Source organism: Erwinia sp. S38 (assembly GCF_016624545.1).
GTDB lineage: Bacteria > Pseudomonadota > Gammaproteobacteria > Enterobacterales > Enterobacteriaceae > Erwinia > Erwinia coffeiphila.
The window spans coordinates 119,700-132,844 of record NZ_JACVTS010000010.1 but is presented as its reverse complement, the minus strand read 5'-3'; the positions used below and the strand labels follow the sequence as shown (position 1 = coordinate 132,844).

Here is a 13,145-nt window from a genome sequence, read left to right as displayed (position 1 = left end):
CATCCTTATTAACGTAGGGTTCAGAACGTTAATAAACTAGCGGAATTCCGCCGCGGCACCCGCAAGGTTACGCTTATCGTCAGATAGGATTCGCTTATTACGCCCGCGCCGCGGCGATCATTCCGTCCAGCCACTGCTGATGGCCGTTGATCATCGGGTTAGGTCGGGCGTTAGCCAGCTCAACCGCCGGTTTGCCGTTCTGGGTTTCCTGGGTCAGCAGGCGCACGCGGCCACCCGGCAATGCCTCAATCAGCCAGGCGTGATGCACGTCAAGCCGACTGTCGCCCTCGCCGCACCCGCCGTGCCACGCAATGCGCGCCGCGCCGCCGGTTTCCGGTGCGACGAACTCGTTAACTTCGCTTTCCACCACAAAGCCGAACGTGGTGAAGCGGAAACGTGCCCCCTCGGTCAAATACGGGCCGCTGCCGTCGTGGAACTGAATGTCGCTGGCGTTGCTGTAATAAACCGGCCAGGCGGCGGTATTGATCAGTTTGTCCCACAGCGCCGCGACGCTGACGCCGGTAATAATCATTTCGTTGCTGGCGAAGTTGTCGCTGAAGCCAGGAATGTAGCCCTGCGGCCAGTGAATTGCGTTCATGATGCTGCCTCTCAGTGAGTCTGGTCGGCCACAGCGCAGGATGCGCCTGCCGAAACCACTGCATGATGCGCGGCACGGTGATATAAAACCAATCAGCATTTTTTATTTCAGATATTATAATTTCTGATATCTGACCCATTCACCGCCGGGGAACCGATGAGCAGCAACCTTCGCACGCTGGATTTGAACCTGTTAAAAACGCTGGATGCGCTGCTGGATGAACGCAGCGTGACGCGGGCCGCCCAGCGCCTGTCGCTCACTCAACCGGCGGTAAGCGCGATGCTCAATCGCCTGCGCGAGCATTTTGACGATCCGCTGTTTACTCGTGGCCAGCACGGCATTAACCCGACGCTGCGGGCGCTGGCGCTGGCCGCACAGGTCAAACAGATCCTCGGTGATATTGACCAGCTGTTGCAGCCGCAGGTCTTTGATGCGGCCAGTTCGCAGATGTCTTTGAGCATTGCCGCGACCGATTATGCGCTGAGCGCGGTGGCGGTGCCGTTTATTGCCGCGCTGCGCCAGCAGGCTCCCGGCGTGCAGGTGAGCGTGCAGCCGGTGGAAAACGATCGGCTGGCGGTGCAGATGGAGCGCGGCGAAATTGATATGGCGTTGCTCACCCCGGACACCACGCCTGCCGATCTGCACGCTCGCCATCTGTTTGACGAGCAGTACGTCTGCCTGCTGCGCCCGGACCACCCTGCCCTGCGGCACGGTGCGCTGTCGCTGGATAGCTTCTGTGCACTGGACCACGCGTTGGTTTCGCACAGCGGTCGCGAGTTTCGCGGCGTGACCGACCAGGCGCTGGCCGCAATCGGTCGCCAGCGACGGGTGACGCTGGCGGTGAACAGTTTTCTGGTGCTGCCGCAGATCCTGCGCAGCAGCGATCTGATTGCCGTGGTGCCGCGCAGGCTGGCCGAATCCGCCGACGGGCTGGTGTGGATAACACCGCCGGTCGCGGTGGCGGGCTTCAGCAAAAAGCTGGTCTGGCACGAGCGCAGCCATCGCGATCCCGGCCACCGCTGGCTGCGTGCACTGCTGTTTACCACTCTGGGGCTGGACGCCAGCATGCTGTGATCGGCCAGCGCGTATCGCACATACGGCTTAGTGATTATCGCTGGCCATCGCTTACCGTGATCGCCACTTATCGACAGGCCACGTGTTCTTCGATCGTCTATGACTGAGGTTATCTATGTCCGCGCTTTTTACCCCATTTAAACTGAAAGACGTTACGCTGCGTAACCGCATTGCGGTGCCGCCAATGTGCCAGTACAGCGCCGTTGACGGCCTGACTAACGACTGGCATCAGGTTCACTATCCGGCGATCGCCCGTGGCGGCGCGGGTCTGGTGATTGTGGAAGCCACCGCCGTTTCACCGGAGGGCCGCATTACTCCGGCCTGTACCGGGCTGTGGAACGATGAGCAGGCACAGGGCATGGCGCGTATAGCGGCGTCGATTAAGGCTGCGGGTTCCGTCCCGGGCATTCAGATTGGTCACGCCGGTCGCAAGGCCAGCGCTAACCGTCCGTGGGAAGGCGACGATCATATTGCCGAGAGCGACAGCCGCGGCTGGCAGACCATTGCCCCTTCCGCGATTGCGTTCGGCCATCATCTGCCAAAGGTGCCGCAGGCAATGACGCTGGATGATATTAACCGGGTGAAAAGTGACTTCGTTGCCGCCGCCCGCCGCGCGCGCGATGCCGGTTTTGAGTGGCTGGAGCTGCATTTTGCCCACGGTTATCTGGCGCAGAGCTTCTTCTCCGCGCATTCCAACCAGCGCACCGACGCTTACGGCGGCGATTTTGCTGGCCGCAGCCGCTTCCTGCTGGAAACCCTGGCCGCCGTTCGTGAGGTGTGGCCGGAGAATCTGCCGCTGACCGCGCGTTTCGGCGTGCTGGAGTATGACGGCCAGGACGAGCAGACGCTGAGCGAGTCGATTGAGCTGACGCGCCTGATGCATCAGGGCGGGCTGGATCTGCTGAACGTGAGCGTGGGCTTTACTATTGCGGAAACCAACATTCCGTGGGGTCCGGGCTTCCTGGCACCGATTGCCGAGCGGGTACGTCGTGAGGCGGGTCTGCCGGTGGCGTCGTCCTGGGGCGTGGAGCAAGCGGAAGTGGCGGAGCGGGTGATTGCCGAGCAGCAGATGGATCTAGTGATGATTGGCCGTGCGCATCTGGCGAATCCGCATTATCCGTATTCTCTGGCGAAGAAGCTGAACGTTGAAGATCCGTCATGGGTGTTGCCTGCGCCGTATGCGCACTGGCTGGCGCGTTATCGTTTAGCTGAGTAACGAGTTGGGGCATTAGATTGCTCGTGACTGCTGGGGCACAAACACGTTTCGCCGGTGACTGTAGTGGCAAAGCCGACGGGGTGTGCCCCCGCCCGGGCGGTCCTCGCGCCGCTTCGCGGTGCCTTCACTTCGTTCGTCAGCCTGACGGACCGCCACAGACGCGCGTCCTGCGCGGCTGTGCCTTTCGCCTGCGTCCATGCAGGCGAATCCTGGCTTCCTCGCTCAGTTCAGCGCTGCGGATTACCCGTTCGGGGGCACACCCCGTCTGCTTTTTGCATAAGTGTTGTCTGGCAGAAAAAGGCGAACGACCATTGAAGCGGTCAATTCAGAGCTGCACTTTTTGACATCCATAAAAGTGGATCCAACCTCCAGCCTCTACTACTGCGGGGTAACCCACAACATATCCAATCACCTCTATGCGCAGAAGGCCGCCACTCTGGAAGCATAATCGAGACTTAAGCAGCCAGCACAATGTATTAAAGGCCCGGCCGCTGCGGTTACCGGGCAATCCACAGCGCTGAGGTGGAGGCGACGTGCCAGGAGACGCCAACAGGACGTTGGCGTCAGGCATGGCGCGGGCAGGACGCCCGCTCCAGGCCGGTCCGGAAGGCACGAAGCCGCAACCGAAGGCACCGCAAAGCGGCGCGAGGACCGCCCGGAAACCGCAGCGGCCGGGCCTAAATCACCAGAGCACAAAGCAACACAGCAACACAGCAACACAGCAACACAGCAACACAGTACCGGCACCGCCGTTATCGCACGCAAAAAAAACCGCTATCCCCAAAAGAGACAGCGGCTTCAAACTTCACTAAACGAGCAACCATCTAACCCGTTAAACGATCGACCTCATCAGAAATCGACGTTAATCCCCGCCTGGAACGTACGGCCAGGCATCACTGCCAATGCCTTCTCGTAGGCATCCTGCGCCGTGCTGCCGGTCAGATCGCGGCTGCTGAGGTAATCCCAATATTTACGATCGGTCAGGTTATAAATACCGCCGCTCAGCTTCACGTTCTTCGCCACCTGCCAGTACGCTGTCATATCCACCATGCCGTAGCCAGGAATACGATTGTACTCGGTGCTGGAATCGGTCAGCGCCGTGCCGCTGTTGGTGTAGCTTTCGCGGTTGGTCGCGCTGGCCTGTTTACCCTTCACGAAGGTCGCCACCACCGCCGCACCGTAGCGCTTCGCCGGATCGTCCCACGCCATGCCGACCACCGCTTTCATCGGCGCTACGCTGTCGATATCAACATATTTGTCGCCGTCGTAGCTGGACTTGGATTTACCTTCACTGTAGCCCAGGGCAAAGGTGGCGCTCAGGCCGTTAACCTCTTCGAACCAGGTACCGAAGTTCACCTTGCTGCTCAGCTCTCCGCCCCAAATGTAGGCCTTATCGCGGTTTTCAGCCTGATAAATGGTGTAAATGTTCGACGGTACGTTGGTGAACTTATCCGGGCTGCCGGAACGCGTGTAACGGCTGTAGGCGATAAAGTTCTTGTAGGTGTTGTAGAACAGAGAACCGTTCAGCGTTACGCCGTCGGTTACGTTGCCCTTCACGCCCCACTCCAGGTTATTACTGGTTTCGGTTTCCAGATCCGGATTACCAATCAGCGCGTACTGCGCGGTACCGGCATAGGATGAACCCAGGTTCCATGAACCGTAAAGCTGGCTGGCGTTAGCAAACTGCGCGCCGCGCTTGTACTGCAGATAAGTGATCATCTGCGGGGTCAGATCGTATTGCAGCATCAGCGACGGCAGGATCTGGCTGTCGCTGTTCGCCGAACCATACAGCGTTTCCAGCTCAGATGCGGTCAGTACGGTGCTGCCGGTGGTCAGGCTGGACAGGTTCTGCGGCTTGGTATTCTGATATACCGCACGTACGCCCGGGATCACCGCGAAACGGCTGCCGTTCAGATCGAAGTTGATCTTATCCTGCACGAAACCACCGACGGTGTAGCTGCGGCTGTCGGCCTGTGGCTGCATGATCACGCTGTAGACGCTCGGTGCCGGGTCCTGACGGAATGGGCGTTCGGTGTCGGTGATGCGGCCGTTGATTCCGGCGCTCAGATCGTGACGGCCAAGCGTTTTATTACCGTGGGTATCAAAGCCCCAGGTATCAACGTTGTAATCCGAGTAAACATGCTGCATGGTGCCGCTGCTGTCTGTTGGCATGTAGGTGTTGTCATGCGCCTCGGTGTGCTGGTAGTAAACGCGGCTGGACAGGCTGTCGACAAAACCATTGTCCGGCGTGTACTCATCCGCCAGGCTCACGCCCCAGCGGCGGGTATCGCTCTGCTGCTGGCTGTCGCCAATAGTGCTGGTCCCTGCGGTGTTCCAGGTATCGTAATGGGTATGGTTGACCTTGTGGTAGTAGTCCAGCGTGGCGCTGAATTTGTGTTCGTCGTTCGGCTGCCAGATCCCGGAGGTCATCAGCGCGGTTGAATGCCAGTTAGCCGGATAAGCGCTGACTTCATCGCTGTTATTGCTGGTCTGCTGACCATCGCGGCGGCTAAGCACGAAAACGCCACGCAGAGTGCTGTCGCCCGCTGCGGCGGTGATACCGTTATGCCAGCCGCGAGTGGCAGAGTCGTAATCACTCTGGTACCCAAACCAGGTGGAGCGTTCCGGAGAAAGATAATCATCCGCTGATTTACTGCGGAACGAGACGTTACCGCCAATAGAGGTATTTGGCTGATCGACGGAAGTGGCACCGGCATCAATATCCACGCTGCCGTACATATAAGGATCGATATAATCCCGGCCAATACCAAATGTATTTAATCCCGCACGGCTGACGTAGCTGCGCCCGGTCGCATCCGGCAACGGAATACCATCCACGTCTAAACCAACGCGGTTGCTTTCCAACCCTCGAATATTAAATCCGGTGTAGCCGCTGCGGTCGAAGCCGCTTTTCCCTGCGGTGGAACCGCCGCTCACGCCCGTTGCGCTAATCAGCGGCTGATAACGCATTACCGAACCGAAATCGGTAGTGCCGTTCTTCTGCATCTGCTCGGCGGTAATGGTGGTTTTGCTGCCGCCCTGAAGCGGAGCCTGGGCGGTAACGGTCATCGTACCCGGTTCGTTGCTGCTTTCTGCGGCGCTGTTCGCTGTGGCAGAAGTTTCAGCCTGCGCATAGCCGCAGGCACAGTGAATCGCTGCGGCCAGCACCGCCCATTTCATTACCGGCGCACTGATTCCCTGTAATTTTGACGTGGTGAGCATTTAATTACCCTTAGCTTGTTATTAGTATTGGCTCACGAATTGCTTCGATAAAAAGAATACGAACGTAGTTAAGTTTCACTAATATTATTATATTTTTAAGGCGGCGGGATATTAATAGGAATGATTATCTTTATCAATAGAGCACCGAGCAGAAAGTTCACTTTATTATTAAGAATAATTAATTTCGCAGAATAGCGTTAAGACCGTTAAATAAACCAGATACCTGCTTTCGAAAAACTTTCACTCTCTACACAATTTCCTCACAATTATTTCAATGAAAAAATCAGCGCGCGGAAAAATAGATTAGAAAACGAATTTAAATAATAGATCGCGAAGGGCCAGTGCTGTGATGGATCGGTAGCAAGCGATGTCCGTCCTTCGGGCAAGCGTCGTGCTTTGCGTACAGATGCGGGCAACGATGAGTGATAAGAATCGGCACTCCGGCAGGGGTAACAACAGGTAACAGGTAACAGGTAACAGGTAACAGGTAACAGGTAACAGGTAACAGGCAGACATCATCAACAGGGGGCAACCGGCGGCAACGGCAATCTGCATACACTGGGTAGATAGCTGGGCGGAACTGCCGATGGGGGATGTAGCATGCATTTACGGGCAAAGCCAGCGGTGCCTGATATGCAGGCTCTGACTGTGGTTCTGGCTCTGGCTCTGGCAACTAAGCTAGCTGCGTTCGATCTTTTTCGCCGCCTCGTCCAGCGCATCAACGATCGCGTAGAGGGTTTCCTGCGAGATATCCTGCTGTGACAGCCGCGAGTTGAGCGCGGTTTTCATATTGTGGATTGCCCGCTCGACTTCCGGCACGCTGCGGTTATGCACCAGCACCGCCAGTGAGGAAAGCCGCTGCATGATAATCACCAGATCGGGCTGATTCCGCTGTAGCCAGTCGCGGCCCTGCGGCTCCAGTCGATAGGCTTTACGCGCCGCCTGCGGATCGATGGCGGCAATCATCGCCGTTTCTTCCAGCAGCGTCAGGCTGGGATAGATTATTCCCGGGCTGGGCGTGTACTCCCCTTTCGACAAATCCTCAATGGCTTTAATCAGCTCGTAGCCATGGGCATCGCCCTGGCTGAGAAAATGCAGTACCAGCAGGCGAATATCGCTGCCGTCGAGCATTTTTTCCCGGCGCTTTTTGCGCTGGCTGACGCAGGCGGTACGAGGTTCGCTGTCTGAGGAGGTAAAGGGAAATTGCGGTCGTTTCATCGCCTGCCCGTGCGGAAAAATAAGGGGGATGATAGTAGACCGCCACCCGGTGAAACACAACCGGCGCGGCGGCCCACTGGGTTACTTCTGGTGCCAGTAGGCTACGGCACGCACAAAGTTGTCGTCGCAGCCGCGCTGGAGGACAAAGTAGTCATTAAGCTGCTTCACCGCTTCGCCTTCACCGGTCAGCCAGATAAAGTAATCATCGTGCGGCAGCTGAATGCTGTCGAGTTCGCTTATCAGCGCCCGCAGACGATCGCCATGCATATTGCCGCTGCCCAGCCAGCTGACATCGAAGCCGTTCAGTCCGTCCAGATAGAGGCTGCCGCTGGCTTCATCAGCAAAGGCGAACAGTTTACGCCCCCCGCCCTGAACGGTTTCTTTACGGCGCTTGAACGCCGGCAGGCCGCTTTCGTCACAGACGTAAAGCTGGAAGGCATAATCCTCCGGCACGATCATCGAGCCGCGCGGGCCGCCAATTGCCAGCGGGTCGCCGACCTGCGCCTGTGCCGCCCAACTGCTGGCGACGCCGCCGTCGTGGATATAGAAGTCCAGAGTGAGCGTTTTTTTCACGCCGTCAAACCACAGCGGCGTATAGTCGCGGGAAACCGGGCGGATGCCCTCTTTCCACACCACGCCGTCGGAAGTCACTTCCGGCAGATGCAGTTCGCCGGTGGCGGCATCCGGGAAGAACACTTTGATATGGTCATCGAAACCCGGCGAAACGAACCCGACCAGGTCGTCACCGATAAAATCAATACGCCAGAAATTTTCAGCAACGAGCGTTTTTGCTGCCACCGTAATCTGACGGAAGCGCAGTTCATTACGTACGCGCTTCGGCGCGCGGTTTTTATTCTCGGACAAGATTATTCTCCTTGGGCTACCGGTTGAGATCCGGCAACGTAACACCGGCAGGCAACGCCCGCCGGGAGCAACAGATGATGTGTAATCGGGGTATGCGTCAGACGCTAACCGCCAGCACGGCGGTTTCCGCTACCAGCGAATCATTGGCACCGTGCGCCCCGCTAACGCCAACGGCTCCAATCACCATGCCGTTCAGCCAGATGGGGACCCCGCCCTCCAGCGGCGTGACGCCGGGTGTGGCCAGAAAACTTGGCCGGCCGCTGTTGATGAACTGCTCAAACTCCTGTGAAGGAGCCTGCAGCAGCGCAGCCGTCCGCGCCTTACCGATCGCCACATCCGGACTGATGCCGATCGCGCTGTCGCTACGCTCCAGTGCCACCAGTTGCCCGGCATGGTCAACCACCGCCACGCTGATATGCCAGCCGTTTTCCAGCGCTTTCTGCTGTGCGGCAGCGATAGCATTGCGCGCGCCCGTAAGGGTGATGGTCAGCTGGGCTCGTGATGCTGCCTGTGCTGTTTCTGTTACCGATGTGACTGTCATAACGTTCTCCACATTTTTGGCAATGGCCAAACTGGTAATGATTCGTATTAACGCATAAAAATATATCTATGATATATCTTCATCGCAAGCAGCAATCTGCTAAGACGAGCGGTAAAAAGTAACAATCTGTGCGTTTTGGGTCGAAAACTGCCGGGTTTACCCGGGTCGGAACGTTACTTCGCGACCGGGCGATACTTCCACAGCCAACGACCGCTGTTAAAGCGGCGGCGGAAGCAGACCCCGCGAATGATCCAGTCCAGCGCCATGCCCAGCCAGATCCCGGCCACACCCATGCCGAGTACAATCCCGAGCAAATACCCGGCAACGATGCGCCCACCCCACATGCTGAGTAGCGACACCCACATGGTGTAACGCGCATCGCGCGCGCCTTTCAGCCCGGCCGGCAACACCCACGAGGCAGCCCAAAACGGCATAAAGGCGGCATTCAGCCATACCAGCATTTTCACCACGTGGATCACCTGCGGGTCCTGGGTGTAAAACGCCGCCAGCACACCGGCAAACGGCACCGTCAGCAGAGCCAGCGTACACAGGCCAATATTCGACAGCCAGAAGATGTAACGCAGCAGCCGTTCCGGCTGGCCCAGCTGACCGCGCCCAAGCCGGGTACCGACAATAATCGTCGAGGCGGAACCCAGTGCGTTACCCGGCAGGTTAATCAACGACACGATAGAGAAGGCGATAAAGTTGCCGGCAATCACGTCTGTCCCCATGCCGGCAACAAAAATCTGAGTGAGCAGCTTGCCGCCGTTGAATAATACCGACTCAATGCTGGCGGGAACGCCGATACCCAACACCTCACGCACGATGCCGAGGTTCAACCGGGTAAAATAGCTTTTAAGTGATATTTTCAGCGCCGGGACAAAGCCAATCACCAACACATAAATCACCGCCGCCGCGCCGATGTAGCGGGAAATGGTCAGCCCCAGCCCGGCACCGATAAACCCCAGTCCGTGCCAGGAGAAGCAGCCGTAAATCAGCACGCTGCTGATGGCAATATTGAGGATATTCATCCCGCCGTTAATCAGCATCGGAATTTTGGTATTACCCGCTCCGCGCAGTGCGCCGCAGCCGATCAGCGCAATCGCTGCCGCCGGATAGCTCCACGCGGTGGTTTGCAGATAGGAGAGCGCCAGCGCTTTAACTTCCGGCTCCGCTTTACCGGCAATAAGGTCGATAATCTGCGGCCCGATAAACTCGATGGCGATCGCCAGCAGTACCGCAAAAATCGTCATGATAACCAGCGACTGGCGGGCGGCCGCTACCGCTCTTTCCCGATTCAGCTTGCCGAGACTGAAAGCCACCACCACCGTGGTGCCGAGATCGATGGCGGCAAAAAAGGAGATAATCACGATATTAAAGCTGTCCGCAAGGCCAACACCGGCCATCGCTTCACTACCCAGCCAGCTCACCAGGAAGGTGCTGAGCACCCCCATCAGCAGAACGCAAAGGTTCTCAAAAAAAATCGGGACGGCCAGCGGTGTGACTTCACGCCAGAACAACACTCGCCAGGCGCGTCTTTTGGGATACCACGCGGTACGTTGAATAGCCTGCTGCAGAGAAACTCTGAGGTTTTGCAAGGTCATTCCAGCTTTTTTATCAGGGAGAGAGAGGACTTAATTTATGATGGTTAAAGCTCGCGCGTTATGCAAAGTCTTTTTATGTTTCAAAGTACTTAAAGGGGCGGTGCAGGCCTGCGCCTGCACCATCAAGGTTAGATCAGGGTTCGCTGAGTGAGTTTCTGCAAAATGTTAAGCGGTGCATTCTCGGGGGTTTTCATCGCCGCCACCGGCAGCAGGAAGGTTTGCTCCAGCATAAACTGCCCGCTCATCGCCGCATGGGGCGTTTGATCGGCAAAACAAATCCAGCTGCTGCCCGCGGGCAGTTCCAGCGTGACCTGCGGTCCCTGCTGCTGGTAGTTCTCGTCACCTTTCATGGTGTCGTGCAGTTGCAGCATCAGATGATCATAATGGCTGCGATAACTTTTGGTGATACCAAGGCGATTCTGCAACCAGCTGCTGAACGGTGAAAAACGCTTCAGGCGTGGGATAAAGCGTTTGGCCAGCACGGGGAAAGGTTCCCCTACGCGCCAGCAGCGGCTTTCACCGTGTGGATTAATATTGGTGAAGATACGCAGAATACGCTCACCGTGATTGGGACGTGATGGGAACGCATCGACATGCAGGCGGGTATCATCCTTTCGCCATGATGTGGCGTCGCGCCAGACGGCGATCGGATGCAGGCGCAGTGAGTTAACCGGCGAATGCAGCGCTGATTTGTATTCCGGCAGCAGGCTGCTGACCAGCTGGCAGGCATAATCATGGTGACGCTGCAGCAGTGCGTGCACCTGTGCTTTTTTCTCCGCCTGAGCAACGCCGTTCAGCTTGCCGTTTTGCGCATTAAAACTGATATTTTTGCGTTTAGGATCGACCAGGTCCGGGGTTAACAGCGCCAGTTCTTCCGTACTGAGAGGAAAAGCCAGCGAGGGGAGAAATAACACTTTCCCCTGTTCCAGCGCATCAACGGCGCGAGCATCATCGACGGTTTCGTTCCAGTGGCGCATCCCCAGCGAGCGAATCACCATATCGTGTGAGAGTGGGCGTTCAGACATTTGATATCCTTATTTCCTTGCAGCGAGAACCGGCTTCCAGCACGCCGCCGTTGTCTAAATAAAGTGTAATAACGTAAATGACTGCGGGATAAATAGTCAGCTTCTGACGGCTGATTATATGGCGCAGAGCCAGAATTAATTAAACCGGAGGTCAACAGAGCCACGGTGTTTACTGTTACACTGCGCCATCTTTAAAGGAGCTAATCATGAAATCCCGTTCCGTGACGCTGGATGATGTTGCTCAGGCAGCCGGCGTCTCCTATCAGACCGTTTCCCGGGTGCTGAATCACTCCAGCCAGGTGGCCGAATCGACCCGCAGTCGGGTTGAGGCTGCGATGGTTGCACTTAACTATGTGCCAAATCGCGTTGCCCAGCAGCTGGCTGGAAAGAACACCCGCACACTCGGGCTGGCGACCAGCGATCTGGCGCTGCTGGCTCCGGCGCAGATTGCCTCGGCGATGCAGCAGCGTGCCAGTCAGCTGGGATGGCACCTGGTCATGGCAATGGCGGGTGCGGACGGCGCGCAGGCGGCGGTCAGCGATCTGCTGGCCCAGCGGGTGGATGCGTTGCTTATTAATCTGCCGCTGGAAACCGATGCGGCGCAGCAGATTGAAACGATGGCCGGTTCCCTGCCCTGCCTGTTCCTTGACGTGGCGGAAGAAGCGCCGGTGTCCAGCTGCGGTTTTAGCGCACGAGCCGGAGCGCGCCAGGGCGCAGAGCACCTGCTGGCGCTGGGACATCGCCGCATTGTCTTGCTCAACGGACCATCGTCATCGGTTGCTGCGCGCGCGCGGGCAGATGCCTGGCGGCAGGTACTGCAACAGCATCAGCTGGTTGCGCAGGCCGAACTGTTTGGAGACTGGAGCGCCAGCTCGGGCTTTCAGGCGGTCATGCAGCTGGCCGACCAGGATTTACCCTCGGCACTGCTGGTCGCCAACGATCAGATGGCGCTGGGTGCCATGCAGGCGCTGCATCAACGCGGCATCGTGGTTCCGACAGAGATTTCAGTGGTGGGCTATGACGATACCGCCGACAGTGCCTGGTATCAGCCACCGCTGACTACGGTTCGCCAGGACATGCGTCTGCTGGGAGCGCGCAGCGTTGATTGGTTAATCAGTCGCGTGGAGCAGCCACAAAACCCCAGGGCGGGTGAAATCTTTACTACGGAGCTGGTGGTGCGCAACAGCACTGCGCCGGTGTTCCATGGTAAAAACGGGAGTGCTAAAGTCGCCGCAGAACTTCGCCGCCTGGCGCGCGTTCTGGCACAGGGTTCGGAGCCGTAGCCCTTCCCCCAGGCAAAAAAAAGCCACTATATGCATAGTGGCCTCTGAAACAGTCTCGGTGAAGGCCGCAAAACGGTTCCACCTTTCGCCGGGCGTTACTTCGGCTCGCCCATCGCTTTCAGTTTTTTCGACAGGTCGCGACGTTCTTTCGACAGGTCAGCATTCTTGATGATGTAGTCATCAACGCGGTCTTCATAATCACTACGCATGCTGGCGATGATTTCCTGGATGGCTTCCACGCTCATGCCCGGCTTAATGTACTCGGACAGGTTATCAAGCAGCAGCACGCGTTTCTGGTTGTCGCGGATTTTCTTTTCGTTATCGACGATTTCACGCTGCAGTTTGTTTTTGCGACGGAACATACGCACGAACTCCAGTACGTCCTGAAATGATTGCTTTGCATTTTCCATGAAGACACCTTTCTTTTGGGCCTGTTGCACAGGCATCACTGTCGTGGCTATCAGCTTAGCGGCACACCGCTGCCGATGGCAATGTTAAAT

At 57.5% G+C, this 13,145-nt stretch carries 11 protein-coding genes; 3 read left to right on the top strand and 8 right to left on the bottom strand.

Features of this window, described 5'->3' with window-relative positions; translation table 11 throughout:
- Positions 1–97 precede the first annotated feature (97 nt).
- Entirely contained in the window at positions 98–598 is a 501-nt protein-coding gene (locus IBT46_RS13130; RefSeq protein WP_200546032.1) for an SRPBCC domain-containing protein, read from the bottom strand.
- Positions 599–754: 156 nt separating this feature from the next.
- Between IBT46_RS13130 and IBT46_RS13125 the strand changes: the two genes are divergently transcribed.
- Together IBT46_RS13125 and IBT46_RS13120 are read left to right on the top strand one after the other, a co-directional pair.
- Positions 755–1,672: a LysR family transcriptional regulator gene (locus tag IBT46_RS13125; protein ID WP_200546031.1), complete on the top strand. Its 918-nt coding sequence runs from the start codon at positions 755–757 to the stop codon at positions 1,670–1,672.
- Between the two features lie 115 nt (positions 1,673–1,787).
- The gene (locus IBT46_RS13120; RefSeq protein ID WP_200546030.1) at positions 1,788–2,888 is read left to right on the top strand and encodes an NADH:flavin oxidoreductase/NADH oxidase; all 1,101 of its coding nucleotides are present in this window, start codon (positions 1,788–1,790) and stop codon (positions 2,886–2,888) included.
- Between the two features lie 849 nt (positions 2,889–3,737).
- On the opposite strand, the gene IBT46_RS13115 is transcribed toward IBT46_RS13120, so the two are convergent.
- From IBT46_RS13115 to IBT46_RS13090, 6 genes are all read right to left on the bottom strand, one after another.
- Positions 3,738–6,110, bottom strand: a complete 2,373-nt coding sequence (locus IBT46_RS13115) for a TonB-dependent receptor domain-containing protein (protein ID WP_370569449.1) — start codon at positions 6,108–6,110, stop codon at positions 3,738–3,740.
- Positions 6,111–6,788: 678 nt separating this feature from the next.
- Positions 6,789–7,328: a PadR family transcriptional regulator gene (locus tag IBT46_RS13110; protein ID WP_200546029.1), complete on the bottom strand. Its 540-nt coding sequence runs from the start codon at positions 7,326–7,328 to the stop codon at positions 6,789–6,791.
- Between the two features lie 81 nt (positions 7,329–7,409).
- Positions 7,410–8,195, bottom strand: coding sequence for a siderophore-interacting protein (locus IBT46_RS13105; RefSeq protein WP_370569452.1), 786 nt, complete (start codon positions 8,193–8,195; stop codon positions 7,410–7,412).
- A 94-nt stretch (positions 8,196–8,289) separates the two neighbouring features.
- Positions 8,290–8,733 carry a heme-binding protein gene (locus tag IBT46_RS13100; protein ID WP_200546027.1) on the bottom strand — a complete coding sequence of 148 codons (444 nt, stop codon included), beginning with the start codon at positions 8,731–8,733 and terminating at the stop codon, positions 8,290–8,292.
- 173 nt (positions 8,734–8,906) lie between these two features.
- Positions 8,907–10,337, bottom strand: coding sequence for an EmmdR/YeeO family multidrug/toxin efflux MATE transporter (locus IBT46_RS13095; RefSeq protein ID WP_200546026.1), 1,431 nt, complete (start codon positions 10,335–10,337; stop codon positions 8,907–8,909).
- Positions 10,338–10,465: 128 nt separating this feature from the next.
- The gene (locus tag IBT46_RS13090) at positions 10,466–11,362 is read right to left on the bottom strand and encodes a Kdo hydroxylase family protein (protein ID WP_200546025.1); all 897 of its coding nucleotides are present in this window, start codon (positions 11,360–11,362) and stop codon (positions 10,466–10,468) included.
- A 206-nt stretch (positions 11,363–11,568) separates the two neighbouring features.
- Here IBT46_RS13090 and IBT46_RS13085 point away from each other — a divergent pair, with 206 nt between their 5' ends.
- Complete coding sequence (locus IBT46_RS13085; protein WP_200546024.1) at positions 11,569–12,645, top strand: LacI family DNA-binding transcriptional regulator; 1,077 nt, start codon at positions 11,569–11,571, stop codon at positions 12,643–12,645.
- A gap of 95 nt (positions 12,646–12,740) precedes the next feature.
- Here the strand turns inward: IBT46_RS13085 and tmaR are convergent, their stop codons facing one another.
- On the bottom strand, positions 12,741–13,055 hold the full coding sequence (gene tmaR / locus IBT46_RS13080; protein ID WP_105591443.1) for a PTS system regulator TmaR: 315 nt from the start codon (positions 13,053–13,055) through the stop codon (positions 12,741–12,743).
- Between the last annotated feature and the right edge of the window lie 90 nt (positions 13,056–13,145).